The following is a 25,508-nucleotide window of genomic DNA, read 5'->3' as shown; positions in this document are numbered from 1 at the left end:
TCGTCGATTGTCTTGTGGTTTCGGACCCAGTCCCCTGGAGCGGCGACGGCAGCGCGAGTCCGTGCTGGTCACCGACTGATGTCGTCGAGCATCGCGTCGAGGGTGGTGTAGCTGTCGAGGCGGTGGCTGGCAGAGACACAACGCTCGCTGGAGGAGAGGCCGGTGGTCCTGGCGAGGAAGACGAGGTAAGCGGCGACGCGCTTGGAAAACCCCAACCGGGCCTGTGGGCTGATGGCGTAGAAGCGCGCGCGCTGGGCGTAGCCCGCCGGCGTGTGATCGCCGAGCGCGGACTTCTCCGGACGGCCGCCGGCAGCCAGCACGTAGAGGAAGTTGTACTCGAAGAAGATCATGTGGTCGGCCGAAGGCGTCAACGCCTCGAGCGCGGCGTGGCAGTCGGCCGGGGACGTGAAGACGTCGCCCGGCTGTCCCATGGCGGTCAGCGTCGTCTCGACGAAGGTCCGGGCCATTTTCTGCTCGGTGGCGTCGGGGCTGAAGGCGCCGGCCACGGCCATGTCGACGGTGAACCTGTACCAGTCGCGCCACAGGGCGGCGTCGGTCGCATCGGTGGACTGCGCCAGAGCGACACCCATCTCGTACGTATAGCGCCCGCTGGTCTTGATCTCGAGCGCGCCGCCCGTGACCTGGCCCATGACCTGGTAGTTCTCGGCCGACTTGCCGGAGCCGGAGTGGAAGCCGATGCTGGAGCCAAACTCCTTGCAGACGTTCCACTGCCGCTCGATGAGCGTGCGCAGGGCGGCGTTGTCGGGATACGGCGTGTTCTTCTGGAAGCCGAAGGCCGGCGCCACGAAGTCCACCGGCATGCCGAGCACCTCGCAGAGCGCCAGCATGATGGCGGTGGTCTCGGGCGTGGTCAGTCCTGGCAGCTCGTCGATGGACAGTTCGCGCAGGTAGGTGCGGCCGACGGCGGTGGTGAACGCCGCCGCGCGAGCCGCGGCGTACTGCTCGTCACGGCGCTTCATCTTGCGCATCGGCGTCCACACCGTCGCGAGCAGCTGGGTGAACACGGCGTCGTCGAGGTCCAGGCCGGCGGCGGCGACACGCGCCCGAGCCTGTGCGACGACATCGACCGGGATGTCGGCGAGGCTGGCCGACAGACTGAGCGCGAGTTCGGGCGAGAGATCGAAGGTGATGTAGCTGGCGAGCAGGCACCCTTGCACGAGGGCGTCCTCACGGGCGTCGAACTTGCCTCCGATGGGCTGGTGGTCGGCGTTGAACGACCAGGCAATGCGCGTCCGGTGGAAGCCCGTCCTGAGCTTCGACAGCACGCAGCCGTGGCTCATACCCTCCACGCTCTGTCCCTGGTGCCCCTCCGGGACGTGGGTGCCGATGAAGGGAAACGGCACGGTGTCGAGCCGGTCGCCGAGCATCGCATCGACGTCGTAGACCAGTTCGCGCGGGATGGAGTTCTGATTGGCGGTGAGGCCGATCCCGAGCGCGCTCATCGCCCACTCGACGGCCGGCCAGTGCAGCGTGGTGAAGCGCGCGCCAACGCCGAGCGTGCTGCGCCCGAGGTTCGCTCCGGCGGTCGGGAAGATCGTCGAGCCGGGGTCGTGCTCCTGGACGAGGTTCTTCAACGTGAGCAGGTTCGCCCAGCTGGCCGGGAAGCAGGTCGCGTCGCCGAGGGCGACACCTTCGGCCAGCGGCGTGGCGGCGGCGTGGAGTTTCCAGGCGCAGTCGCCGGAAGCGTTCTCGAGCAGGGTCCACTCGCCAGCCGCGGTGGCAAAGCGGCTCTTGGAGTATTCCCTGACCCGGCCCGTCTGGACGTCGGCCGATAACGCCGCCCAGTCCAGACAGAAATCCGGGCTGATGCAGGGGTTCTGCGCGATGAGCAGATCGTGCTCGAGAAGGAACGCGTTGATGGCAGACATAAGAGGATGTTCGCGCCTGGCCGTGGCGGGCGCTCAAATCGACATCGCGTGATAGCCGCCGTCCACGATCAGCTCTTCACCGGTGATGAACGAACCCGCGGCGTCGCTCGCGAGCAGCAGCGTGGCGCCGATCAGTTCGCGGGCCTCGCCGAAGCGTTTCATCGGCGTGTGGCCCATGATGCTGGCAACGCGGTCGGGGGTGAGCACTTTCCTGTTCTGTTCGGCCGGGAAGAAGCCCGGGACGAGGACGTTGACGCGCACCTTGTGCGGCGCCCACTCGCGGGCGAGGTTGAGCGAGAGGTTGTGCACGGCGCCCTTGGTGGCCGAATAGGTGAACACGCGCGACAGCGGCACGACGCCGGACATCGAGCCGAGGTTGATGATCGAGCCGCCCTGGCCGCGCTCCACGAGGTACTTGCCGAACACCTGGCAGCCGAGAAACACCCCCTGGAGGTTGACTCGCACGATGCGGTCGAATTCCTCGTCGGCGATGTCGAAGAACGGCGTGGCGGAATTGACGCCGGCGCCGTTGACGACGATGTCGATGCGGCCGCTGCGTTCGAGCACGGCGTCGCGCAGGGCCTCGAGTTCGGCCCTGCTGCTGGCCTCGGCGGCGTGGAACCAGCCCGAGCCGCCGGCGGCGGCGATCTTCGTCAGGCGCGCCTCGGCTTTCTCGAGGCTACGACCGACCAGGACGACTTCGGCGCCCGCGCCGGCCAGGCCCTCGGCCATGGCGCCGCAGAGTTCGCCGGTGCCGCCGATGACGACGGCGACCTTGCCGTCGAGGGAAAAGAGGGAATCGAGGTAGGTGCTCATGAGAGCCGCAGAGTATCGCCGCTGCGGGCCTCCCATCCAGGGATTTCCTGTGAGACGCCGGCCGCAGCCCGGCGTGAGGCCCCCGGAGAGTGAGTCGATTGGAACTACAACGGGCGGCCGTTTGGCCGCCCGTCGTTGAGCGTAATGAGCCGAACTCGCTTGAGCGAGCGGCGGCGAACTAGAACTTCATCGGGGCCCGAGGCGGGCCCCGATGATGAGCGTTGGCAACCGAGCTTGCGAAGCAAGCGAAGGTTGCCTAGAACTGGAAGCGCAGCCCCAGCTGAATCACGCGGTTGGCGTCGTACGACCCGGAATTCACGAACTGCATGAACGTCGCGTTGTTGATGCCGGTATCGGGGTTGTTATACCGCGTGTGATTGAGCACATTGGACGCCTGGGCCCTGAACTCCATGCGGTAGCGGCCAAACGGAATGTTGCGGAACAGCGAGAGATCGAGGTTCCACACCGACGGTCCACGGAAGGCGTTGCGGCCCGAGTTGCCCCACTGCGAGCCGCTCGGGTTCGAGAAGACCGACACGTCGACCCACTTGACGTCGCGGCTCGGGTCGTTGATCACGTTGAAGTCGCCATTCTGGTTGGCTGTGATGGAGCCGGCGCCAGACGCGAGCAACTGCGTGTTGTTGCCGCCGATGGTGAACGGCACGCCCGAGAACGCCGAGTAGATGCCGTTCACCTGCCAATCCTTCACGACGTAGCCGAGGATGTTCTGGCTCTCGCGCATGAAGGGCAACTCGTAGACGAACCCCATCTGCAACACGTGGGTGCGGTCGTAACCGGCCCTGGCGTAGTTGCGGTCGAACTGGCTCGAGATATTCCACACGAGATCCTGCCAGCCATCCTCGTCGGCCATGTTCATGGCCTTGCTCCAGGTGTAGGCGCCCTTGACGAGCAACCCGTTCTTGAACGGACGGTTTACCGCCACCTGCAACGAGTGGTACTTGCTGGTGGTCCAGTTGCCCCAGTCCTGGATGCTGGCGCTGCCCGCCTGCGCGAAGTACCGGCGACCTGCCTCGCCCCCTCCCGGCTCCGCGTAGTTCTGATTGATGTAGGCGTACCCGCCGTTGGTCCGGGTGCCCACGTAGCCGACGCTGGTGACGAGGTCCAACGGCAAGCGGCGCTCCAGCGTGACGTTCCACTGGTGCAGGTAGGCACGATCGACGTTATCGAGGTTCGGCGTGCGCATGTCCACGCCACGCGGCAAGAGCACGCTGCCGGTGCTCAGGTCCGGGGTCGCGATCGGCGGAATACCTTGCTCGAGCGAGCCGATGAAGTTGTTGCCCGCGGCCGCCTGGCTGAACGCGATCGTGGCCGGGAAGAAGCCACGCAGCGGACGCGACCACGGCAGCGGGTTGACGGTGATGCCGTAGCCGGTGCGGAACACCGTGTTGTCGTCGATACGATATGCGGCGCCGAAGCGCGGCGCCACGTAGACCGGCTTGCCCTTGACGCCGACGTTGCTCGGATTGCCACCCAGGCCGCCGAGCAGGACGTTCCAGGTACTGAAGTCCAGCCGCTCGATGCCGCGATCCGCCCTGGTCATGGTCGGGTACATCTCGAAGCGCAGCCCACCGTTGAGGGTGAGCTTGTCGTTCACCTGCCAGCGGTCGCGGATGTACAGGCCATGCTGCCATTCGCGCGTGGTCATCTCCTCGGCCTGCACGCTCTTGCCGGAGCTGGATGGCAGGCCGAGCAGGAACGCGGCATAGCCGTTGAAGCCGCCACCGCTAACCGGCTGATACCCCGATGCGCCGGTGACGTTGCCGCTGAACGTGAACCCGCCGCGCGGACCGAAGTTGCCGATTTCAGGCTGCCAATGCTCCATAGACAGGTGGTTCAGGTCGTAGCCGAGACGCAGCTCGTGATGACCGGCCACCTTGGTGAGCGCCTGCGAAAACGAGTACACCGAGGTGTTCCAGAAGTACGGGTTCGAGACGTTGGTGTTGCCGAGCGAGCTGAGGCCCGTGGCGACGTTCGGCATGCCGCTCTGCCGGATGTCTCCACCGTTGGTTCCCGGGATGCCCCAGATATCGGACCCGTAGTTGGTGCCGTAGTCCGGGTTGAAGGCCGACTGCTCGTTCAGCGTGACACCGAAGCTCCCGTCGAGGATCAGCGTCGGCGAGAGCGTCCAGGTGTGGCCGAAGACCGGCGCGATCACCTCCGTCGGCGCGGGCGCGCTCCCGTCGAATCCGAGCAGGAAGCGATCCTGAGCGTCCGCCCTGAGGTACGAGATCTTGCCCCAGATCTGGTGTGCCGTGGAGCGGTTCCAGGACACCTTGGCGTCGTAGTTGTCCCGGTCGAACATCGGCGCGCGCGCGACCGCGTAGTCGTCGGCAATGCCGTTGCGATTCAGGTCAGCCGTCGTGTTGGGCGCCGGGTACGTTTCCTGGATGCGCCGCGCAATCTGGCTGATACGGTTGGCAGGGATGACGGCACCCGGGAAGAACTCGCGCCCCGTGCCGTTAGCCGCGCCGGTCAGAGGATCGAAGATGCGGAAGGTCGGAAAGGCCGCCAGGACCTCGCCGAAGTCGCCGTTGCGCATCCGCGCCGTCGGCACCGAAAAGGTCTCCTGAAGCCCGCGCTCCTCTTCGAACCGCTCGTACGACCCGAAATAGAAGAGACGGTTCTTGACGATCGGGCCACCCAGCGTGCCGCCGTAGATCGAGTTGTCGACCGGCGGCTTGACGAGGCCGTTGGCGTTGTTGAAGAACGTGTTGGCATTCCAATCGTCACGGTTGTGGAAGAAAAACGCGGATCCGCGGACGTTGTTGGTGCCCGACTTGGTCACAACCGCAATCGCGGCGCCACCGGCCATGCCCGTGTCGGCATCGAAGCTGTTGGTGACGATGTTGACGTTGTCGATCGTCTCGGCCGACGCCACCATGCCCGCGTGATGTGGCAGCCAGATGTTGATGCTGGCCGAGCCGTCGATGCGGGTGCTGTTGTTGTTCGGGTTGGTTCCGTTGACGGCCGTGCGGAGCGAGCGCTGCGGCGTCGAGCCCGTCGAATTCTGCAACGCCCCGGGGGTCGCACCGGGCACCAGGTTCATCAAAGCCTGGTAGTTCCGGTACTGGTTCAACGGCATGTCCGTGATCGCCTTGGGCTGCAGTTCGACGCTCACGTCGGCCTTGTCGGTCTTCAGGAGCGCTGCCTCGCTGGTCACGGTGACCGACTCGGTCAAAGCGCCGATTTCGAGCGTCGCATTGACGCGCAGGATGTTGCCGGCGGTCAGCGGAATGCCGGTTTGCGCAAAGGTCTTGAAGCCCTGCAGTACCGCATTGAGCGTGTAGGTACCCGGCATCACGTTGCGAATGGTGTACAGCCCCTGGCCGTCGGTTACGGTATCGAGCTTCAGCCCGGTCCCTTCGTTGGTGACCGTCACGGTCACGCCAGGAATGCTGGCGCCGGTGTTATCGGTCACCGTGCCGGTGAGGCTGCCATACAGCGCCTGGGCAGCGGCGATCGTCGGCAAGGCCAGCGATGCGCACGCTACCAGGGCCAGAACGAGGACGCGGTGCAGTGGTCGAAACGGCTTCACGGTTGCCTCCAGGTCGTGAGCATGGCCAGGGACGCACGCGGAATGCTTCGGGGGGCGCCTGCTTATGGAAACAGCCCGAGCACGAGGCACGCTGGCATCTACTGCTCCGAATGCGGCTAGCATGAAGCGGATTTCGGCAGAGTCAACAACGGATTTGCTTATGGGATGACAACGACTGTTCCACATCGAGCAAATCCACTGGAGCGAACTGATGCGCCCCGTCGTATCGGTAGTGTGGTGGTGTGCGTTGCTGAGCGCGGCCGGTGCCGTCGCGCCCGACGATGACGCCGCGGCCCGGGCTGCCCGCAATGGCCGGCAGGCCACGCGGGCGCTCGTGACGAGCAACCGAATCATGCACGGGTGGCTGGCGCGGCGCGACCCCAATAGTGGGCTGTTGCCCCACCGCGGCCGGTTCCAGGGCAGCGAACCGGACCCGAGCTGGGTCGTCGCCAACACTGCCGCTGATCTCTATCCCTTCATGGTCATGGCGGCGCGGCTCACCGAGCCGGACGTCTACAACGGCGCCATGCTCGACATCCTGCGGCAGGAGACGCTGCTGACCACCCGCGTGGGCCGGTTGTCGGACGACGTAAAGGGCGGTGGGCAGGGTTTCGTCCGTGCGACGCCGGACATGGATGCCATCATCTTCGGCTCCGGCGAGTACATGAAGGATGGCCTGATCCCGCTCACCGAGCTGTTCGGTGACACGCCCTGGTACCACCGCATGCAGGGCATCGCGGCCGACATCATCCGCCACGCGCCCTACGAGACCAGCCGCGGTCGGCTGCCCGCCCAGACCACCGAGATCAATGGCAACATGTTGCAGGTGCTGAGCCGGCTCTACTTCAAGACCGGTGAGAAGGCATATCTCGACCAGGTGCTGGCGATCGCGGATTTCTACTTCCTCGACATGCTGCCCACCACCCACGACCTCCCGGCCGATCGGTGGGACGTGAAGACGCAGAAACCCCTGAACACGCGCTTCGTGCTGTCGGACCATGGCAACGAGATCGTCGGCGGACTGTCGGAAGCCTTCGTGCTGGCCATGCACGCCAGGCCCGACAAGGCGGCGCAATACCGTCCGGCGTTCATCCGCATGATCGACAGGCTCCTCGCCGTTGGCCGCACTGCCGACGGCGTCTGGCACCACGACATCGACATCGTCACCGGCAAGCCGATCGCCAATCGGCATGCGCACTGCTGGGGCTACATGTTCAACGGGGTGTACACCGCGTACATGGCCACCGGCGAGCCGCGCTTCCGGGAGGCTGTCGAGCGTGCCCTCGGCACGGTGACCCGTACGCCCACGTACCTGTTCGACGAGACGCCGCCGGTTGCCTGGTGGAGTGCCGACTCCTACTCGGATGCCATCGAGTCGGCGCTGGTGCTGCTCAACCGCATCCCGACGCCTGGACTGCCGGAGCAGATCGACATCGCCACCGCCAAGATGCTCGACGTCGTCCGCCCCGACGGCATCGTCGAGGACTGGTACGGCGATGGCAACACCATCCGCACCGCGCTCATGTACGTGATGTGGAAGGCGCAGGGTGCCCGCCTCGAGCCATGGAACCCCCAGGTACACCTCGGCGCCGAGCGTGACGGCAGCTCGGTGCTGCTCAGCGTCACCGCCGATCGGGCCTGGGCCGGCCGGGTCCACTTCGACTACCCGCGCCACCGCGACCACCTGCACCTGCCGATCAACTATCCGCGGCTCAACGAGTGGCCGGAGTGGTTCACCGTGGAGCACGATCGCCGCTACGAGGTGAGGGTCGGCGATGGCCCGCCCGCCGCGAGGCTCGGCGCCGAACTGGTGCAGGGGCTGGCCCTGACGCTCAAGGAAGGCGAAAGCGTGCGCATACGCGTGAACGATGGCGGAGCGCCGCCGTACGGTCACTGAGCGGACAGCACTCGGCAACTTGCCCGAAGCCGCTTCGTCGCAGTCAGGCCCTTCGTGAGATAAGGGTAGGGCCGGCTCTCCGAGCCCGGCCTGGCGCGTTGATAATGGGGTGACCGAGTCGTGTGCCGCGCCGAGCGTGGCCCGCGAGGGATGTAACCAGGATCTGCCGGCCAGCGAATACATCACGGCAGGACCGTCGTGCGCGCGTGACTGCGTCCCAGGAAGCCGAGTTCCGCGGCCTCATGCAACAGGCCCAGGCGGGCGATCAACAGGCGTACCACGCGCTGTTGACCGCCCTCGTGCCCGTGGTGCGTCGCTACGTCGAGCAGCGGTCGAGTCGCGCCCCCTGGACTGACGACGCGGTGCAGGACATCCTGTGGGCCCTGCACCAGGCCAGGCACACGTGGAACCCGTCGCGCCCGTTCGCGCCGTGGTGCTATGCGTTGATGCAGCACCGCCTGGTGGACGCCGCGCGGAAGGCGTCGCGCGTGCTCAAGCGCGAGACCAGTGACGACACCGCGATCGCGACTGCGCCGGACCAGCGGGGGCCAGACGATGACACGAGGCAGGCGGAGGTCCGAGCCCGCGTGCTCGACGAAGTCGATGCGTTGCCGCCGCGTCAGCGCGACGTGGTGCGTCTGCTGAAACTGGAGGAGCGTCCCGTGCGCGAGGTCGCTGGCCGCCTCGGGATGAGCGAGTCCAACGTCAAGGTGACGGCACACCGCGCGTATCGCGTGTTGCGCGAGCGACTGGGTGGGTGGTGGCATGGAGCATGAGCTGATCGACAGGCTGGTCCGGGATGCCACACCGGTGCGTCCACTGGCGCGCCCTGCCGTGCGCCTCGTGCGATGGGCCCTGGCCGCGGCGCTGTGCCTCGCCGCTGGAGTCGCGTGGGTGCACTTGCGGCACGACCTCGCGGAGACGATGTGGACCGCGTCGTTCCTGGGACAGGCCGGCTTGCTGATCGGCACGGCACTCCTGGCCGCCACCGCTGCCCTGGTCGTCAGTGTGCCCGGTGCGGAACCGACGCCGGCGACGCGCTGGTTGCCGCTCGTCGCGATCACCGCGTGGGCTGCGTGGCTCTTCGCGGCCATCGTCGCGCAGCCCGAGGACTCGCGGGTGTGGTGGCCAGCGCCAGCGCCTCAATGCGGTGTCGACATCACGCTGCTCGGGATCGTGCCGGGCGTCCTGCTGTGGTCACTCGTGCGTCGCGCTGCCCCACTGCGCCCCGCATGGACCGGGCTGCTCGCCACGCTTACGGCGGCGGCGCTCGGAGCCCTCGGTACGCAACTGATTTGCTCCAACAACGACGCGGCGCACCTGCTGCTGTGGCATTTCGGGCCGGTGACGATGTTGACCGTCGCGGGCATCGCCCTTGGACGCAGGTTCCTGCGCTGGCTGCCCCGCCCTTCCTGACGCGATCCGAGAGTTCCACACCATCGTCGCGGCGAGCGTCGAGCAAGCTCGACGCCTACACCATCGGGGCGTAGCCGTCGACCTTCCACCTTCGCCAAGGCCACGGTGGACAAGTCAGGTCGACGGTCAGCTGGGCGCCGAGCGCGGCATCGAGGCGTTCGGCGGAGCCCCACTGTCGAGCGCCATGTCGTCGTACATCGCCGGCGCCGACGGCGCGCTGACTACCGTCGGCGCCTCGGTGCCGACCACGCAGACGGCGGCCTGCTGGGTGGTCGTGATGCCCAACGGACGCTTCGCCTACACGACAATTGCTGGCAGCGCGTCCATCTCGGCGTACGCCATCGGTTTCGACGCGGAGATCACCCTGGTGCAGGCCAACGGGCGCGCCGGCGAGACCGGCGCGGGCCCAGGCGACATCGCGATCACGGGCAACGGCCGATTCCTCTATACCCTCAACAACGGCAGCCACACGATCGGTGCGTTCGAGGTGCAAGGTGATGGCGCCATTCGCCCGATCCCGACCGGCGCGACGACACCGACAGGCGCCAACGGTCTGGCCGCCCGGTGATCACGGGCCACATCGCTTCCGTCATTTTGCCTTCGCGGCGCGCACGAACGTCGCTTCGTTGATGAGCCGGATCTTGTAGCCTTCTGCGCACAAGCGGTCGTACTCCAGCAACTTGCGTCCCTTGCTGCCAGCGCCGTAATCCTTGGACGGCTTACCGAACACGAGGACCGTCGTCGCCGGGGTCACGCTCGACGCGACGGTCGCCCCGGCGCGACGGGCGAGTAACGCGGCCCTCGCGCGCGTCATCGACAGCGCCCCGGTGAACACCACGACGGCGTCGCGGAGGGCGGCGAGGCGCTGATGACGGAGCGCCTGCGGCTTGGACTGCAGAGCCGTGACGAACTCCGCGGCCGTCGGATAGCGGCCGGTCTCGGGGCCGATGCTGCGCTGGATGATCCCCTTCATGTGATCGGAGCAGCGCAGGGCGGCGACGTCGCGTGAGGCGTGCCGCTTCGGATTGCCGGAGAGGAGCATCGCCAGCAGTTGCCCCAACTGGTAGACGTCCTGCTGGCGCTTCCAGAGCCGGAGCCCGCCCACCCGCATCAGGTGGTGGACGAACGCCGGGTTCTGCGCGTCGTTCTGGACGCCGCGTCCGTAGGCGATGTGTTTCGCGATGCCGAAGTCGGCGAGCTTCAGCGTCAGGTCGCTCATCACGAAGATGTTGTTCGGCGTCAGATCGCGATGCACGGCGTGCATCCGGTGCAGGAGGTCCGTGGCACGGGCGATGCCGAGCACCTGCGCCTTCGCCTTCCTTTCCGGGAAGGCGCCATGCTTCGGCAGAAACGTGGTCAGGCTGCCGTGCTCGGCGAGTTCCGTCACCAGGACGTGCCGAGGCCGCCGGCCGCCGACATGGACGAACGTGTCGAGCACCTGCACGACGTGCGGCACGCCCCTGAGCAGCTCACCGAAATAGGCCTCGCGATGCCAGGTGCTGATCGCCGAGGCCTCGATGAACTTGACGCAACAGGACGAAGTGTCGCCGGTGCTGATGACGCGGCGCACGGCACGGTGGGCGACGCCGAATCCGCCGCGGCCGATCACCTGGCCGATCTCGTACTCCACCAGGCGCTCCAGCGTCGACCGCCCCGGCACCTTGGGTGAGCGCGACACGACCGTCGCCGTGGGCACGAGCGTGGTGCTGAGCGTGTCGGGCCTGGCACGGGTCGCCGTCGAGCGACGGGTCGTCGAAGGCATGCGCCGATCATCATCGCGCGCGTCTCGCTTCCACACCAGTGCCGACGTGGCCACATGTGAAATCTTTGTGCTGACGACCGGCGAGTCGACGCGCTGCCGCGCACGAACGTACAGTGCCAGCAGGAGGGTCGTCGACATGCGACTCGTGCTCGGGTTGGGATCGGCTGCGCTGCTTGGTGTCTTCGTGTCCGCTGGCGCTCGGGTGCCCACGCAGCCTGCCGCGGTGACGCCATCGGCGAGCGCGCCCGCTGCGGCGACCACACGCATCGTCGCTGCGGCACAGCAGTTCGTGAGCACGCTCGACCAGGCGGGTCGCGGCAAGGTCCAGTTCCCGTTCGACAGTGGGCAGAAGACGCACTGGTCGAACTTCCCGTCCGCATCTTCAAACGGGAGGGCGTGCGGCTCGGCGACCTCACGCCGGCGCAACGGACGGCGGCGATGACGCTGCTCGAAACGGCATTCAGCGCCTCCGGTTACCGCAAGGTCACCGAGATCCTGCGTGCCGACGATGCATTTCGTGACGGTGTCGGCAGGAACGGCCCCGGTGGGCCTGGCGGTGGCGGACGAGGGCCCGGGGGCCCGCCCGCCGGAGGTGCTTCCCCGCCAGCTGGTGGTCCTGGTGGTCCGGGCGGTGGTCGGCCTGGCGGTCCGGTGGCATTCGGTTCCGACGAGTACTCCATCGCATTCGTCGGCCAGCCGTCGACGACGATGCCGTGGATGCTGCAGTTCGGCGGGCACCATCTCGCGCTCAACCTGACGTTTGCCGGGGCGCGCGCGACGCTCGCCCCGAGCCTCACGGGCACCCAGCCTGCGAGCTTCGCGTTCGAGGGGCGCACGATCCGTCCGCTCGGTCAGGAGAACGATCGCGCGTTTGCGCTGATCGCGAGCCTCGACGAGACCCAGAAAACGCCGGCGATCGTCGGGTACGCGGTGCCCGATCTCGTACTTGGCCCCGGGCAGGATGGACGCACGATCCAGCCGGAGGGCATCCGCGCCACTGCACTGTCGGCCACCCAGCAGTCGATGGTGATCGACATCGCGCGCGAGTGGGCGGGTATCGCCAACGACGCGTATGCGGCTCCACGGATCGAGGAGATCAGGGGCAAGCTGGCGCAGACGTACTTCGCATGGAGCGGGCCGACAACGCCGGACAGTGCCGCCTATTTCCGAATCCAGGGGCCGACGCTGGTCATCGAATACGCGCCGCAGCGCGACGTCGACCACATCCACACCATCTACCGGGACCCGACCAATGACTACGGATCCGCGTACACGCGCCCGTAGCGTCGCGGCGGCCGGTCTCGTCGTGGCCACCGCGATCGCGTTTGGCTCCGCGGTCTCGGCGCACAGGCTCGACGAGTACCTGCAGGCCACCCGGCTGGACGTTCGTCCCGAGGGCGTGCTGGCCGCGATCGAGTTGACTCCAGGTGCGGCCGTCGCGGCATCGATCATCACGACGATCGACCGCGACGCCGACGGCGTGCTCTCGCGCGCCGAGGAACTCACCTACGCCAGGGCGGTGGTTGCCAGCCTCGAAGTCGTCGTGGACGACACGATGGTGCCGCTGCGCCTCGACGCCTCGGCCTTCCCGACGCTCGCGGCGCTGCGCCACGGCGAAGGCACCATCCGGCTGCAGGCTCGTGCGGACCGCGACATCGTCGTTCCCGGCATGCATCACCTGTCGTTCACGAACGGCCACGCGCCCCGCGAGAGCGTGTACGTGGCAAACGCGCTGATGCCAGACACGGCCGGCATCGTGATCGAGAGACAGCGGCACAGTCCCGATCAAAGTCGATTGTCGCTGGACTACTCGGTGGAGGGCGCCTCCAGCCCGAGGACCAGCAGCGTGGTGATGGCCGGGCTCGTGGCTGCCGTCCTGCTGGTCCGTATGACTCGCGCCCGCATGCGGTAAAGCGCCCCGCGCCGGGAGCGGCACCTCTTGCGCTCCTGCGCCCCTGCGCTCCTGTGCTCCTGTATTCCTGTGTTCCTGTGTTCCTGCGCGGGTCAACTGCGGACAGGCACGGCCACTGTCGCTGCTGCACCCTGATGTCCGGGTTCGCTGCCGACGACGCGCGCCGCGTCGATGCGCAGCCAGAGCAACGTCCCGACGCCTAGCAGCACGGCCATCGGCACGAACGGCGCGTCGTAGCTGCCGGTCGCCTCGACGATGTAGCCGTAGGCAAGACCGGCGACCAGCCCGCCCAGTGCCGCCGACGAGTTCATCATCCCGAGCACGGCTCCCGAATGGCTGCCGCCGATGTCGAGGCACACGCCGAAGACCCCCGACTGCTGCAACGCGATCGCGCCGTAGATCAGCGACAACAGCAGCACCGTGATACCTGGATCGCGCGTGAACGCGAGACCGATGGTGAACACGCACGCGCTCCCCAGTCCCACCACGCCGAGCGTCCGTCGTCCCCACGTCGGGCCCAGCCGCCGCACGAGCGCGTCGCTGGCGGCGCCACCCAGCAGGTTCGCCCCTGCACCAACCGTGTAGGGCATTGCCGACAGGAGCAGGCTGGCCTCGCCGAAGTCGCGGCCACGCACGAGGAACGTGTGCAGCCAGGTCTGGAAGAACGAATAGACGTAGACGTAGCAGAACGCCGTGCCGAGAAGGGCGAGTACGGTGCGCGACCCGAGTGCGACGCGCCACGGGAACCCGCCATGCGGTGCTGACGGGTTGTCGCGTACCTCCGCCAGCTCAGCGTCAGCGATCCCCGGCATCTCCCGCGGCGAATCGCGAAACCACCAGTACCAGGTTGCCGACCACAGCAAGCCGACGGCGCCGAAGACGAGGAAGGAGGCGCGCCAGCCGTATCGCATCTGGATGGGGACGATCAGCAGCGGAGCGAGCGCGCCGCCGATCTGGCTGGCCATCAGGATCACGCCCGAGACGCTTGCCCGCTGCCGCGCCGGAAACCATCGGGCGATGACGATCGAGGCATTGGGGAACGCGCCGGCTTCGCCGGCACCGAAGCAGAAGCGGACGACCAGCAACGCCCAGACATTGGACACCATGCCGGTCAGCGACGTGAACACCGACCACCACGTCACCACGCGTGTCAGTACTCGTCGGGGTCCGATCCGATCCCCGAGGGCGCCCGTGGGAATCTCGAACAGGCAGTACGACAACGTGAACATCGTCGTGACCCAGCCCCACATCACGGGACTGATCCCGAGTTCCGCTTGCATGCGCGGGCCGGCCACCGAGATGCAGACCCGATCGATGTAGGTGATGGCGAACAGCAGGATGAGGAACGCCAGGACGCGGGGACGATGCTTCATGCGCGGGACGGCCTCGGCCCCGCACTCGACCGCATCAGGGTCGCGGCCTCAGGGCATCGTCGAGTGATGGGAACGTGCTATGTGGATGAGCTTTGCCGCCCCATCATAGCCCCTGCGGGTCAGTCGCGCGTGACTCCCGCCATCTCGAGCCAGTCGAGTTCTTCTTCGATGCGATGAAAAGCGTCGTCGCCGATGTCTCCGCCGGCGCGCATCGCCAGCACGGCACGGCGAGACGCTTCGAGGGCGCGACGGCGCAACTGGGCGTGGGCACCTGCCAGGCCGGCATCGCCGCAATCCCACGGCACGTCCGGAGCGAGACGGGCGCCGAGTTCGCGGCGAATGGCCTCGGCCGCCGGGGAGGCGTCGCCGGCGAGTGTCGACAGCGCGGCCTCCAGTACGCGCACTCGTGCGGCACTGGACTCCTGGCCGACGGGATCGCCATCCTGCAGGTGCAGTGACCGCAACAACGGCTTGAGCGTGAGTCCCTGGATCGTGAGTGTGCCGAGCACCACCGAGAACGCGGTGAGCACGATGAGGTCGCGGTAGGGAAACGCCGCCGGCAGCGCCAGCGCCGCCGCGAGCGAGACGATGCCGCGCATGCCGGCCCACGAGATCACCAGCCCGCTGCCGACCGTCGGCCGCAACATCGGCCGCGGCGGATTGAATCCGTACTGGCGATGCCGCCAGCGGATCACCGCGTTGAAGGTCATGTGCCACGCGGGGCGGACGACGATGACCGTAGCGAGCACCGCGAGCGCAACAACGAGATATCGACCGCGTTCGGCCTCTCCGAGGCTGTCGAGGATCGGCCGCACCTGCAGGCCGATGAAGATGAACGCCAGCACATTCAGTGCGAAGACGACGGTCTCCCAGACGGCATAGGTGGGCAGGCGCGTCTGCGCCGGCGTCCGTTCCGGCGACCAGCGTGCGACTGTCACCGCGTAGCACACCATCGTCAGGACCCCCGAGAGCCCGAGGTGCTCGGCGAGAATCCAGACGCCGAAGGTGGTGACAAACTGCAGGATGATCGAGGTCGGCACGTGCTGCACGCGAGCCAGCACGTTGAAAACGAGCCAACCCAGCACCGGTCCCACCACCACGCTGCCGGCTACCGCGACCAGGAACGTGGGCGCAACCGTGTTCAGGCTGAAACTGTGAGCCGCGGCTGCGCCGACGGCCAGCCGGTAGATCAGCAGCGCACTCGCGTCGTTCAGCAGGCTCTCGCCCTCGAGAATCGTCAGGATGCGGTGCGGCGGACGCAGTTGCCGGAGCACCGCGGTTGCCGCGGCGGCGTCGGGCGGAGCCACGACGGCGCCCAGCACGATGGCCGGCGCCCACGGCACCTCCGGCAGCAACGTGCGCACGACAACCGCGACCGCTGCCGTCGTCAGCCCGACGGCGCAGACGACGAGGCCCGTGACCGGCGCCCAGTTGTCGCGAAGGTCTCGCAGCGAGGCATCGAAGGCGGCATCGAGCAGGACTGGAGCGACAAACAGCGCCAGGGCCAGTTCGGGCGGCACCGAGAACGAGGGCGCCCCCGGCACGAAGGCCAGGACGGCGCCGCCAAGGGCCAGGAAGACCGGATACGGCGCGCCGACCCGGCGCGCGGCGCTCGCCAGGGCCACCGCGGCAAGGAACAACGCCAGCAGTTCTTCGAGTCCCCGCATCAACTCCTCGATCGAAGGATGGTGAGGAACGTTTCGGCCGTCTGGTCCGAGGGCTCGGCGCCGAGTTCGTCGCGGAAGAGGCGCCGGCACCGTGCGAAGACACGCAATGCCTCCGCGCGGTTGCCTGCGGCCGCGTGTGCCCGCATCAGCGCCTGGCAGGCGACTTCGTCGAACGGCTCGGCCGACCACGCGTCGTCGGCATGCTGGATCCCCAACTGGAACTCCCCCGTCGCGGTACTGACCGACGACAGCACGATGCAGGCGCGGCGCCAGATCCGCTGCAGAGTTTCGCGCTCGCGCACGACCCAGGGGGCCTCCTCGTCGACGAGGAATGACTGCCGCGCGATCACGGCCGAGACGTTCGCCGCAGACCAGGCGCCCGCGTTGTCGCCTCGACGCAGGGCGCCCTCGGCTCCATCGATCGACGTCCTCGCGTCTTCGATGTCGAACCAGGCATCCGGCAGCATCAACTGGAACGTCCCCGACTCGGTGGCTACACCATGCGGGGGTGGCAGACCAGCCTTGCGCATCGCCGCACGCAACTTGCTCACCACGGCGTTCAGCGACACCTCGACCGAAGGCGGCGGCGTGTCACCCCAGAGGGCGTCGACGGTCTCGAGCCGGGACGCAGGGCGCGTCCGGCGCGTGCCGAGAAAGGCAAGCAGCAGGCGGCACTGCGCGCCACCCAGCGCGGCGTCGCGGACGACGCATGGCCCTCGCTCCACCGCGACGCGTCCGCAGAGATACACGCGTGTACTGCACGGACCGGCACCAGGCGTCGTCAACATTCCGGCAACATCATCACAATGCGCGTCGCTATGATACCGGCCCAGGGAGGAGCACGATGACCAAGATCATCCAGTGTCCGTGTGGTGTGCGAATCGAAGGCCAGGACGACGAGGACGTGGTGCAGAAGGCGCAGAACCACGCCCGCGAGGTGCATCAGATGGAACTCAGCCGGGAACAGGCGCTGGCGATGGCGCGGCCGGCCTGAGACCGGCCCGGCCGGCGAGCAGGCAACGTCAGGAGCGCTGATCGCCAGTGCGTGAATTGCGTGCCTGCTCGTCCCACCGGTACGACGCGACAACGGCCGTCACGTTGTCGCGACCTCCCGCCACGAGCGCACGCTCGACCAGGACACGACAGGCCTCCTCCGACGTGGACGCGTGGAGCAGCACCAACCGGATGGCGTCGTCGTCCACGAGGTCGGTCAGGCCATCGCTGCACAAGAGGACGCGATCGCCGTTTTCCAGCGGCACGTGTTCGACGTCGACGCGGACGCTGTCGTTGACGCCGCCGACGGCGTTGACCAGCACATGGCGCGACGAGGATTTCGCTGCGGCCTCGCGCGTGAGCCGCCCGGCGTCCACCAGCATCTGCACGTAGGTGTGGTCGCGAGTAAGCCGCGTGAGGAGTTCGCCGCGCAACAGGTAGGCGCGCGAGTCGCCGACGTGGGCGATCTGCAGCATGCGGCCCAGGTTGCGGGCAGCCGTCACGGTGCTGCCCATCCCCTTGAGGTCGGGCTCGCGACGCCCCTTGGCGATCAGTGCCTTGTGGGCCTGGGTGATGCGGTCCTCTGACCGGCCGACGGCCTGGTCGACCGTGTCCTCATCGAGGCGCACGATCCAGTCCGGCAATGTCATGGCGACACGCACCATCTCGCGAATCGTCAGGCGGCTGGCGAGTTCGCCGGCGGCGTGCCCACCCATGCCGTCGGCGACGACCAGGGCATACCCCGCTTCATCGGCACGCTCGGGGACTTCGCCAGGCGGCAGGCTCGTCCCGACCGTCTCGAAGTAGCGTCCGATCCGCGCGATGAGGAAGTGGTCCTCGTTGGACGCGCGGACGTGACCGGTGTCCGAGAGCCCGAACGCATCGACGATTACCGGCGCATCGAACGTGAGGATGGGCGCGTCGAACATGAGGTCGTGCGTCTCTGTGCCCACGAGCGCCACATCACGCTGCTGCTTCGAACGGATCTTCATCGGCGCTGCCTCGGCACGGTTCGCGATGATGATACTCGCTCGACCGTACTACTCCGTCACCTTCTCCGTCGTCTGGCCGCGGGCGACCCAGTCCTTCGCAAGCGTATACGTCGCGGCCAACACGACGGGACCGACGAAGAGGCCGACGACGCCAAATCCGATCAGGGCGCCAATCACACCGCCGATGATGAGCAACAGCGGCAGTTGCACACCCCGGCGAATCAGTATCGGGCGGACGATGTTGTCGAGCGCGCCCACAGGCAGGCTGTAGATCAAGAGTGCCACTGCCGACCCGACGTTGCCAGTCCAGCCAGCAGGACCAGGACGCTCATGATCACGACCGCCAGCCACCGCCTGCCGCCGGCGAATCGTTGCACGCTGAGCAGCACCAGCCATGTGGCGACGGCAATCGTCGTCGCTCAGATCCCGCCGCTCAGGAACGGCAGGAGTGTCCAGGCCGTGCCCGCCAGCAGAATGCCGAGGACCAGGACGAGCAGGACGATGCGCGTGATGTCGGGTGATCTCTCGTACTGCAATTCTTCCTCTCGGGTGGTTGGCAGGGTAAGCATACGCTTCTCACGCGCCGCGTCCGGGGGTACCGTTGATCACGGCCGCACCGCACGAGAATCACGCCCAGGGAGGACGAGCATGTATACGCGCTCATTGGGAACCAGTGGCCTCGAGGTGTCCGCGATCGGGTTCGGTTGCATGGGATTGAGCTTCGGCCTCGGCCCCGGTGTGGAGAAAACCGACGGCATCGCGCTCATCCGGGCGGCGTTCGAGCGAGGCGTCACGTTGTTCGACACCGCCGAAGCCTACGGCCAGGTGAACGAGGAGATGGTCGGTGAAGCCGTGGCGCCGTTTCGTGACCGGGTGGCCCTCGCCACGAAGTTCGGCTGGAAGAATGGCGATCCCCGTGCCGGCCTCGACAGCCGTCCCGAGCGCATTCGGGTCGTCGCCGATCAGTCGCTCCAGCGACTGCAGACGGACCGAATCGACCTGTTCTACCAGCACCGCGTCGATCCGGCGGTCCCGATGGAAGATGTCGCCGGAGCCGTTCGCGACCTCATTCAGGAAGGCAAGGTGCGGCACTTCGGGATGTCGGAAGCCGGCCCGGATGCCATCCGACGCGCCCACGCCGTGCAGCCATTGGCTGCCCTGCAGAGCGAGTACTCGCTGTGGTGGCGCGAACCCGAGGAATGCGTGCTTCCCGTGCTGGAGGAACTCGGCATCGGCTTCGTGCCATTCAGTCCGCTCGGCAAGGGCTTCCTCACCGGCACCATAAAAGGCGACACTGCCTTCGGGGAGGGAGACATCCGCAACATCCTCCCCCGCTTCGCCGCCGAGGCACGACAGGCCAACGAAGCCCTGGTGGCCCTGCTCGGCGCCGTAGCCGCCGACAAGGATGCGACCCGGGCCCAGGTGGCGCTGGCCTGGTTGCTGGCCCAGAAGCCGTGGATCGTCCCGATTCCTGGCACCACCAAGCGGCATCGTCTCGACGAGAACATGGGCGCGGCCGACGTGCAGTTGACGGCTGGCGATCTTGGACGCATCGAGGCTGCGCTCGGCCAGGTGCAGATCGTGGGTGCGCGCTACACCGCCGAGATGCAGAAGAACGTCAACCGCTAGCCACGCCAGGACACGCCACCCATCGACGATGGATGGCGTGGGACGGGCCTCGCAACACTATTTCGCTGGCCCCACGTCCAGCGTCACCTTGTTGATATGGCCCGTGAAGCGCGTCTCCGCGCCGATGCCGATGCCCTCGGCGACCGGAGTCTGGTTGTCGATGCCGACGTCGGCGGTCTCATCGGCCGAGAAGATGTTCGGCTGGGTCTTCTCGATGCGTCCCTCGGCAACGGCCTTGCCGTTCACCATAAGCGTCGCCTTGCCGCCCTTGCCGACGCCGCCGCCGTCGTAGACGAAGTCGAGCGTGATCGTGACCGGACCTGGCGGCAGTGCCTGCGGTGAGGCAACCGTGTACCGGGCCATCCCCAGGAAGTTGTAGGTATACGCGGGCCGGCCGTCCTTCACGTAGAGCGACCATCCGCCGAAGCGTCCCCCCTGCGACAGGATGGCGCCACTGACACGACCAGTAGGGATCTGGAGCTCCGCGGTGATCTTGCTGGACCGGTTCTTGATGTTCATGAAGGTGTTCTCGAGCATCCCCTGCATGCCTTCGTAGAGGGTCAGCGAGGTCCGTGTCCCCAGCACGTCAGGCCGGCCCGCGAGCGCCGCGTTCGTGCGCTCGATGGTCCGATCGTCGATCGGCAACACGTGGTATTTCTCCGCCTCCTTCATGAACAGGGCCTGCATCTCCTTCAACTTCGCGCCCTGGTCGGCCGCGAGGTTCTTCGTCAGGCTGAAGTCGCTCCTGACGTCGTAGATCTCCCAGACATCGGCGGTCAGCGGCGGGAGGTTGGTCGTCTGCCACGGGGCGCGATGAATCGTGCGCGCGAACCAACCACCCGAGTAGATCGCCCGATTGCCGAACATCTCGAAGTACTGCGTCGTGTGCCGCTCCGGTGCATTGGCGTCCTTGAAGGCGTAGAGCAGGCTGGTGCCCTCGATCGGCGTCTGCACGACGCCATTCACGCTCTTCGGTTCCGGCAAGCCGGCGGCTTCGAGGATCGTCGGGGCGATGTCGATGACGTGGCTGAACTGGTTGCGCAGACTGCCCGGCTGCTTGATGCCCTGCGGCCAATGGATCACCATGCCGTTGCGCGTGCCGCCGAAGTCGGACGCCACCTGCTTGGTCCACGAGAAGGGCGTATCGAACGCCACGGCCCACCCGGCGGACATGTGCGGGAACGTTTCGGGACTACCCCACTTGTCGATCAGCGGGATCAGATCCTCCACCTTCTCGGCCACGCCGTTGAAGTAGGTCATCTCGTTGTACATGCCGACGAAACCACCCTCGGCGCTGGTGCCGTTGTCGCCGGCGATGTAGATGAACACCGTGTTGTCGAGTTCGCCGATGTCGGCCAGGGCCTGCTGGAACCGGCCGATCTCGTTGTCGGTGTGCTCCAGGAATCCGGCGAACACTTCTGCCTGCCGCGCGAACAATCGACGCTGGTCAGCGGGCAGCGAGTCCCACGCGGCCAGTTCCTTTGGCCGCGGGGCCAGTTGCGTGTTGGCCGGGACGACGCCGAGCTTCTTCTGGCGCTCGAGGGTCTCGATCCGCACCTGGTCCCAGCCCTTGTCGAACTGGCCCTTGTACCTGTCAGCCCACTCCTTCGGCACGTGGTGTGGCGCGTGCGTCGCGCCCGGCGCGTAGTACACGAAGAACGGCTTGTCTGGTGTCATCGACTGCTGCGCCTTGACCCAGTTGATCGCCTGGTTGGTCATGTCCACGGTGAAGTGGTAGTTCTCCATCTTCGGCGGCTCGACCTTGATCAATCCGTCGTAGATGAGCGGATACCACTGGTCGGTCTCTCCCCCGATGAAGCCGTAGAACCTGTCGAAGCCCTGGTGGGTCGGCCAGCGATCGAACGGACCCGACACGCTGGTTTCCCAGGCAGCGGTCTCATGCCACTTGCCGAACGCGCCGGTGCTGTAGCCATTGAGCCGCAGCATCTCGGCGAGGGGCGCGACGCTGTTCGGGTTCTGGCCGGTATTGCCGGGGAACGCCGTCGCAGTTTCCATGATGGACCCGGTGTTGACCGTGTGATGGTTCCGGCCCGTCTTGAGGGCGTTACGAGTCGGGGAACACAACGCTGTCGTGTGGAAGTTGTTGAAGCGCAGTCCGCCCTGCGCCAGCGTGTCCATCGTCGGCGTCCGGATGGGTCCGCCGAAGGTACTCGGCCCGCCGAAACCGACATCGTCAATGAGTACGATCACGACGTTGGGCGCCCCCTTGGGCGCAGAGACCGTGAAACGCTCGGGTGCCTTGGCGTTGCGTGCGTCGAGTTCGGTGTAGCGCTGCGGCGCCGGTTCCGCGATCGGCAGTGCCGTGCGATCGATGCCACCGGCGGCGGCCGCCGGCGTCGTGGGCGGTGGCGATGGTGGCGCGCTGCATGCAGCCACACCCGCAAGCAGGCCAATCCCGAGAGCGATGCAAATCCCTGGTGTTCTCATGAAATCCTTCTGGAAAGCGCAGATTTCGGCACGGCACGATGATGGCCAGCCACGGTGATGTCAGATGGGCCCGTGCCGCTGCCAGCCGTGTCCTTCAACACGTATCCAAGGACCCCGGCCGCGAGCCCCGCCTCCACCAGCATCAGATCGGCATGCACGGTCACGAGCACGATGCGGGCGTTCGCGTCACTGGCGACAATGATACGGGCGGCCGCAATGCCATCGAGATGTGGCATGGCGATGTCGGAGACGGTCACGTCCGGTGACAGCCGCGTGACGGCCTCCACCGGGGCCGCCCCGTCCTCGACGCAGCCGATGAAGTCGAACTCGGCGCGAAGCAGCGCACGCATGAGCTTGGCCGTCGGCGCATGGTCTTCCGCGAGGAGCACTCGTGGTCGGCCCATGGCGTCGGTCATCGAGGCTGGAGGCTGGAGGCTGGAGGCTGGAAACTAGAGGCTGGAAGCGTCAAGCATCAAGCGTCAAGCATCAAGCATCAAGCGTTAGTCTTGCCGCAGTGCGGTCATCGGATCGATCCGCGACGCACGACGCGCGGGGAGCAACGACGCACAGCCGCCGAGCGCGAGCAAGACGAGGACGGCCACGGCCACGATCATCGAATCGACCGGCGCGACGCCGTACAGTTGCGCACGAATGACGCGTAACGCGAGCAACGCCAGCCCCACGCCAGCCAGCAGGCCCACAACCACGGTACCGGCGCTCTCGCGCAGCACGGCCAGGCGGATGGCGCCCGGCGACGCCCCGAGCGCAATGCGCAAGCCGAACTCCCGTGTCCGCTGTGCCACGGTGCAGGTCAGCAGGCCGTAGAGCCCGATGCCTGCCAGCAGCCACGCGAAGGCCCCGAAATATGTCGTGAGTCCTGCCAGCATCCGCTCGCGCGCGAGCGAATTCTGAGTCTCGACCTCGAGTGTCCTCGTCCCGAAGAGCGCCAGCGACGAGTCGACACGCGCCACGGCCTCGCCCACCGCCCGCACCGCATCGGCGGTCGTGCCCGCGTACTTGATCTCGTAGGTCGGGGCGTACCGCGGCGACACCTGCGCGAAGAAAGGCAGGTAGACGACCTCGCGCGGCGCGTCCGTGATTCTCGCGTACCGCGAATCGGCGGCCACGCCAATCACTTCGCGCACGTCGTCCGGGCCGAGCGCGAATCGTTGCCCGACCGGGTCGCCGACGAAGTGTCGCGCCATCTGCTGGCTGATAATCGCCACCGGCGGCGCGTCAGGCCCGTCGCGCCATCCGAAGTCCCGTCCGGCCACCAGGCGCATGCCCATCGTCTGGAAGTAGCCCGGGCCGAGCTGGTTGTAGGCGACACGAATTGGCGCGTCGGCAGACAGCAGACGATCGCCGACACTCGTCACGCGATCGATGAAGTAGTACGTGCTGCTCACCTGACGAACGGTGGACACCGACACCGACTGCGCGGCGGGGTAAGCGCGCAACTGCTCCAGCACGCGCTGGTAGGTCTGCATCGCCGTCAATCCGCGCTGGCCGGCGAGCCGGGCGTCGATGGAGAACATCAACACGTTGCGGCGGTCATAGCCGGTGTCCTGCGCCCACAGGTTCCTCAGGCTGTTCACGAACAGGCCAGCGGTGACGACGAGCACGAGGGCGACGGCGGTCTGCGACATGACCAGCACGCGATCGACCCAACGCCGTCGGCGGCCGCCAACCTCACCTCTCGAACTCGCCGGCGCCGATGCGGTGGTCCGCACGGCCGGTAACAGCCCGAATACCAGGCAGCCGGCAATGGACACGAAGCTCGTGAAGGCGACGATGCGCAGGTCCGGTGAAAGATCGATGGGCAGCACCGTGGTGTTGGGCATGGCAAGGCGCAGGAGCAGTTCGCTGCCCCGCCAGGCCACCAGCAACCCGAGTGCGCCACCGCCGGCCGCAATCACCGCCGACTCGGTGAGCAACTGGAGGAGCAGCCGGGCCCGTCCGGCGCCGAGGGCAAGCCGGATCGCGATCTCGTCACGACGCGCCTCCGAACGCGACAGCAGCAGGGCGGCGACATTCAGGCTCGCCAGTACCAGGACTCCGCCGAGAAGGGTCAGCAGCAACTGCAGCCCGCGCTCGTAGCGGTTGCGCAAGCCGCTGACGCCTCCGGTTGCACCGGGCCTCGCGCGCAGGTGCGTGGCGCGCGCAAACCGCGCGTCGTCCGAGTCGAGAGCGGCATCGCCCGCCGCATCGAGGCTCACCTGCCGAAAGATGACGTCGAGTTCCTCGGTAGCACGTGCGGTCGACACGCCTGGCCGGAGGCGGCCCATGGCTTCGATCCACGTACCGAAGGCGTCGTTCCAGGGCGGCTCGTTGTCGCTCAGCCGCGAACTGGCCCGCATCGGCAGGGTCATGTCCGGCGCGAGTCCGACGGTGACACCGAAGAAGCCTGCGGGCTCGACACCCACGATGGTGAACGGCACCTGATTCAGCGTGATCGTTTCGCCCAGGACCGTGGCCCGGCCGCCGAAGTTGCGTCGCCAGTACGCATGGCTGAAGACCACCACCGCAGGCGCGCCAGCGACGTCGTCGGCAGGAGTCAGCAGCCGCCCGATGGCGGGACGCACGCCGAGCGTCCCGTGGTACGCACCGGTCACGGCCATCGCCGACGCGATGCCTGTCGTCGCACCGGCGCTGACACTGAGCATCGGGACGCCGGTCCTCGCGAACAGGCCCTCCAGCGATTGGGTCCCCTGGCGCATGGCTTCGAACTGCGGGAACGGCATGAACGAGTTGGGCTGGCGGCCCTCCTGGTGCAGCGCCAGTGTGACCAGTTGCTCTGGCGCGTGCACCGGCAACTGGCGCAGGACGACCGCGTCGTAAAGCGAGAACACGGCACTCGTGCCGCCGACCCCGAGCGCGAGCGAGACGATACTGAAGGTGGCAAAGAGGCGGTGCCGGAGAAGGAGGCGCAGCCCCAACCGCGCGTCCTGCATCACCGACGCGAACCCGCGTGTGCCGCACATGTCGCGGGTGACCTCGCGGACGAGCGTCACGTTGCCGAAGGCGCGATGCGCCCCGGCGCTGGCGTCGTCGGGCGCCGCACCGCGTTCCACGCGCAGCCTCGCCTCTTCGCCGAGGTGGAAGGCGATCTCGTCGTCCACGTCACGCTCGGATGGCCGTCGTCGCCAAAGCCACATGGT

At 67.2% G+C, this 25,508-nt stretch carries 22 protein-coding genes; 9 read left to right on the top strand and 13 right to left on the bottom strand.

Going from position 1 to position 25,508, the window contains the following annotated elements; genetic code table 11:
• Positions 1-68: 68 nt before the first annotated feature.
• The 3 genes from LuPra_RS06955 to LuPra_RS06945 form a co-directional block, all read right to left on the bottom strand.
• On the bottom strand, positions 69-1,889 hold the full coding sequence (locus tag LuPra_RS06955) for a tagaturonate epimerase family protein (protein ID WP_110170077.1): 1,821 nt from the start codon (positions 1,887-1,889) through the stop codon (positions 69-71).
• 33 nt (positions 1,890-1,922) lie between these two features.
• A complete protein-coding gene (locus LuPra_RS06950) occupies positions 1,923-2,705 on the bottom strand; it encodes an SDR family oxidoreductase (RefSeq protein ID WP_169812018.1) in 783 nt (260 codons plus the stop codon).
• Between the two features lie 256 nt (positions 2,706-2,961).
• Positions 2,962-6,261 (bottom strand): TonB-dependent receptor, encoded by a 3,300-nt coding sequence (locus LuPra_RS06945; RefSeq protein WP_157898837.1) that lies wholly within the window; start codon positions 6,259-6,261, stop codon positions 2,962-2,964.
• 211 nt (positions 6,262-6,472) lie between these two features.
• Between LuPra_RS06945 and LuPra_RS06940 the strand changes: the two genes are divergently transcribed.
• From LuPra_RS06940 to LuPra_RS06925, 4 genes are all read left to right on the top strand, one after another.
• Positions 6,473-8,158: a hypothetical protein gene (locus LuPra_RS06940; RefSeq protein WP_157898836.1), complete on the top strand. Its 1,686-nt coding sequence runs from the start codon at positions 6,473-6,475 to the stop codon at positions 8,156-8,158.
• 206 nt (positions 8,159-8,364) lie between these two features.
• On the top strand, positions 8,365-8,934 hold the full coding sequence (locus LuPra_RS06935; protein WP_110170073.1) for a sigma-70 family RNA polymerase sigma factor: 570 nt from the start codon (positions 8,365-8,367) through the stop codon (positions 8,932-8,934).
• Positions 8,924-9,574: an NrsF family protein gene (locus LuPra_RS06930; protein ID WP_110170072.1), complete on the top strand. Its 651-nt coding sequence runs from the start codon at positions 8,924-8,926 to the stop codon at positions 9,572-9,574. The genes LuPra_RS06935 and LuPra_RS06930 overlap by 11 nt, the downstream gene beginning before the upstream one ends.
• 184 nt (positions 9,575-9,758) lie before the next feature.
• Positions 9,759-10,142, top strand: a complete 384-nt coding sequence (locus LuPra_RS06925) for a beta-propeller fold lactonase family protein (protein ID WP_110170071.1) — start codon at positions 9,759-9,761, stop codon at positions 10,140-10,142.
• A 21-nt stretch (positions 10,143-10,163) separates the two neighbouring features.
• On the opposite strand, the gene LuPra_RS06920 is transcribed toward LuPra_RS06925, so the two are convergent.
• Complete coding sequence (locus LuPra_RS06920) at positions 10,164-11,474, bottom strand: protein kinase domain-containing protein (RefSeq protein WP_157898835.1); 1,311 nt, start codon at positions 11,472-11,474, stop codon at positions 10,164-10,166.
• Between LuPra_RS06920 and LuPra_RS33055 the strand changes: the two genes are divergently transcribed.
• The 3 genes from LuPra_RS33055 to LuPra_RS06910 are packed head-to-tail and all read left to right on the top strand — an operon-like array spanning position 11,473 to position 13,248.
• Positions 11,473-11,778: a DUF3500 domain-containing protein gene (locus LuPra_RS33055; protein WP_169812017.1), complete on the top strand. Its 306-nt coding sequence runs from the start codon at positions 11,473-11,475 to the stop codon at positions 11,776-11,778. The genes LuPra_RS06920 and LuPra_RS33055 overlap by 2 nt on opposite strands.
• On the top strand, positions 11,733-12,620 hold the full coding sequence (locus LuPra_RS06915) for a DUF3500 domain-containing protein (RefSeq protein WP_234800768.1): 888 nt from the start codon (positions 11,733-11,735) through the stop codon (positions 12,618-12,620). The genes LuPra_RS33055 and LuPra_RS06915 overlap by 46 nt, the downstream gene beginning before the upstream one ends.
• The gene (locus tag LuPra_RS06910; RefSeq protein WP_110170068.1) at positions 12,589-13,248 is read left to right on the top strand and encodes a hypothetical protein; all 660 of its coding nucleotides are present in this window, start codon (positions 12,589-12,591) and stop codon (positions 13,246-13,248) included. The genes LuPra_RS06915 and LuPra_RS06910 overlap by 32 nt, the downstream gene beginning before the upstream one ends.
• Positions 13,249-13,340: 92 nt before the next feature.
• On the opposite strand, the gene LuPra_RS06905 is transcribed toward LuPra_RS06910, so the two are convergent.
• The 3 genes from LuPra_RS06905 to LuPra_RS06895 form a co-directional block, all read right to left on the bottom strand.
• Positions 13,341-14,621 (bottom strand): MFS transporter, encoded by a 1,281-nt coding sequence (locus tag LuPra_RS06905; protein WP_110170067.1) that lies wholly within the window; start codon positions 14,619-14,621, stop codon positions 13,341-13,343.
• A 119-nt stretch (positions 14,622-14,740) separates the two neighbouring features.
• Complete coding sequence (locus LuPra_RS06900; RefSeq protein ID WP_110170066.1) at positions 14,741-16,288, bottom strand: cation:proton antiporter; 1,548 nt, start codon at positions 16,286-16,288, stop codon at positions 14,741-14,743.
• A complete protein-coding gene (locus LuPra_RS06895; RefSeq protein WP_110170065.1) occupies positions 16,288-17,076 on the bottom strand; it encodes an AfsR/SARP family transcriptional regulator in 789 nt (262 codons plus the stop codon). The genes LuPra_RS06900 and LuPra_RS06895 overlap by 1 nt, the downstream gene beginning before the upstream one ends.
• A gap of 56 nt (positions 17,077-17,132) precedes the next feature.
• On the opposite strand from LuPra_RS06895, the gene LuPra_RS06890 reads away from it, so the two are divergent.
• Positions 17,133-17,282, top strand: a complete 150-nt coding sequence (locus LuPra_RS06890; protein ID WP_110170064.1) for a DUF1059 domain-containing protein — start codon at positions 17,133-17,135, stop codon at positions 17,280-17,282.
• Between the two features lie 28 nt (positions 17,283-17,310).
• Here LuPra_RS06890 and LuPra_RS06885 read toward each other — a convergent pair whose 3' ends face one another.
• Genes LuPra_RS06885 through LuPra_RS31655 form a run of 3 tightly spaced genes read right to left on the bottom strand, consistent with a single transcriptional unit; the run spans position 17,311 to position 18,842 of the window.
• A complete protein-coding gene (locus LuPra_RS06885; protein WP_110170063.1) occupies positions 17,311-18,273 on the bottom strand; it encodes a PP2C family protein-serine/threonine phosphatase in 963 nt (320 codons plus the stop codon).
• Positions 18,274-18,321: 48 nt separating this feature from the next.
• Complete coding sequence (locus LuPra_RS06880) at positions 18,322-18,669, bottom strand: AI-2E family transporter (protein ID WP_110170062.1); 348 nt, start codon at positions 18,667-18,669, stop codon at positions 18,322-18,324.
• Positions 18,670-18,692: 23 nt separating this feature from the next.
• Complete coding sequence (locus LuPra_RS31655; protein ID WP_157898834.1) at positions 18,693-18,842, bottom strand: hypothetical protein; 150 nt, start codon at positions 18,840-18,842, stop codon at positions 18,693-18,695.
• A gap of 79 nt (positions 18,843-18,921) precedes the next feature.
• Between LuPra_RS31655 and LuPra_RS06875 the strand changes: the two genes are divergently transcribed.
• Positions 18,922-19,902: an aldo/keto reductase gene (locus LuPra_RS06875; RefSeq protein WP_110170061.1), complete on the top strand. Its 981-nt coding sequence runs from the start codon at positions 18,922-18,924 to the stop codon at positions 19,900-19,902.
• 57 nt (positions 19,903-19,959) lie between these two features.
• Here the strand turns inward: LuPra_RS06875 and LuPra_RS06870 are convergent, their stop codons facing one another.
• From LuPra_RS06870 to LuPra_RS06860, 3 genes are all read right to left on the bottom strand, one after another.
• The gene (locus LuPra_RS06870) at positions 19,960-22,350 is read right to left on the bottom strand and encodes an arylsulfatase (protein ID WP_110170060.1); all 2,391 of its coding nucleotides are present in this window, start codon (positions 22,348-22,350) and stop codon (positions 19,960-19,962) included.
• Complete coding sequence (locus LuPra_RS06865; RefSeq protein WP_157898833.1) at positions 22,347-22,754, bottom strand: response regulator; 408 nt, start codon at positions 22,752-22,754, stop codon at positions 22,347-22,349. Before LuPra_RS06865 ends, LuPra_RS06870 begins: the two co-directional genes overlap by 4 nt.
• Positions 22,755-22,850: 96 nt before the next feature.
• Complete coding sequence (locus LuPra_RS06860; RefSeq protein WP_110170058.1) at positions 22,851-25,505, bottom strand: ADOP family duplicated permease; 2,655 nt, start codon at positions 25,503-25,505, stop codon at positions 22,851-22,853.
• Positions 25,506-25,508: the final 3 nt, after the last annotated feature.

Origin of the sequence: Luteitalea pratensis, from assembly GCF_001618865.1 — a bacterium.
In the GTDB taxonomy this organism is placed as follows: domain Bacteria; phylum Acidobacteriota; class Vicinamibacteria; order Vicinamibacterales; family Vicinamibacteraceae; genus Luteitalea; species Luteitalea pratensis.
This window is presented reverse-complemented; position numbering and strand designations above follow the sequence as displayed.

Excerpts from the sequence above, each read along its gene's own strand:
- LuPra_RS06955 (WP_110170077.1), bottom strand. The coding sequence starts at position 1,889 with ATGTCTGCCATCAACGCGTTCCTTCTCGAGCACGATCTGCTCATCGCG.
- LuPra_RS06950 (WP_169812018.1), bottom strand. The coding sequence starts at position 2,705 with ATGAGCACCTACCTCGATTCCCTCTTTTCCCTCGACGGCAAGGTCGCC.
- LuPra_RS06940 (WP_157898836.1), top strand. The coding sequence starts at position 6,473 with ATGCGCCCCGTCGTATCGGTAGTGTGGTGGTGTGCGTTGCTGAGCGCG.
- LuPra_RS06930 (WP_110170072.1), top strand. The coding sequence starts at position 8,924 with ATGGAGCATGAGCTGATCGACAGGCTGGTCCGGGATGCCACACCGGTG.
- LuPra_RS06925 (WP_110170071.1), top strand. The coding sequence starts at position 9,759 with ATGTCGTCGTACATCGCCGGCGCCGACGGCGCGCTGACTACCGTCGGC.
- LuPra_RS33055 (WP_169812017.1), top strand. The coding sequence starts at position 11,473 with ATGCGACTCGTGCTCGGGTTGGGATCGGCTGCGCTGCTTGGTGTCTTC.
- LuPra_RS06920 (WP_157898835.1), bottom strand. The coding sequence starts at position 11,474 with ATGTCGACGACCCTCCTGCTGGCACTGTACGTTCGTGCGCGGCAGCGC.
- LuPra_RS06910 (WP_110170068.1), top strand. The coding sequence starts at position 12,589 with ATGACTACGGATCCGCGTACACGCGCCCGTAGCGTCGCGGCGGCCGGT.
- LuPra_RS06905 (WP_110170067.1), bottom strand. The coding sequence starts at position 14,621 with ATGAAGCATCGTCCCCGCGTCCTGGCGTTCCTCATCCTGCTGTTCGCC.
- LuPra_RS06900 (WP_110170066.1), bottom strand. The coding sequence starts at position 16,288 with ATGCGGGGACTCGAAGAACTGCTGGCGTTGTTCCTTGCCGCGGTGGCC.
- LuPra_RS06895 (WP_110170065.1), bottom strand. The coding sequence starts at position 17,076 with ATGTTGACGACGCCTGGTGCCGGTCCGTGCAGTACACGCGTGTATCTC.
- LuPra_RS06890 (WP_110170064.1), top strand. The coding sequence starts at position 17,133 with ATGACCAAGATCATCCAGTGTCCGTGTGGTGTGCGAATCGAAGGCCAG.
- LuPra_RS06885 (WP_110170063.1), bottom strand. The coding sequence starts at position 18,273 with ATGAAGATCCGTTCGAAGCAGCAGCGTGATGTGGCGCTCGTGGGCACA.
- LuPra_RS06880 (WP_110170062.1), bottom strand. The coding sequence starts at position 18,669 with ATGGCTGGTGCTGCTCAGCGTGCAACGATTCGCCGGCGGCAGGCGGTG.
- LuPra_RS31655 (WP_157898834.1), bottom strand. The coding sequence starts at position 18,842 with ATGCTTACCCTGCCAACCACCCGAGAGGAAGAATTGCAGTACGAGAGA.
- LuPra_RS06875 (WP_110170061.1), top strand. The coding sequence starts at position 18,922 with ATGTATACGCGCTCATTGGGAACCAGTGGCCTCGAGGTGTCCGCGATC.
- LuPra_RS06870 (WP_110170060.1), bottom strand. The coding sequence starts at position 22,350 with ATGAGAACACCAGGGATTTGCATCGCTCTCGGGATTGGCCTGCTTGCG.
- LuPra_RS06865 (WP_157898833.1), bottom strand. The coding sequence starts at position 22,754 with ATGGGCCGACCACGAGTGCTCCTCGCGGAAGACCATGCGCCGACGGCC.
- LuPra_RS06860 (WP_110170058.1), bottom strand. The coding sequence starts at position 25,505 with ATGTGGCTTTGGCGACGACGGCCATCCGAGCGTGACGTGGACGACGAG.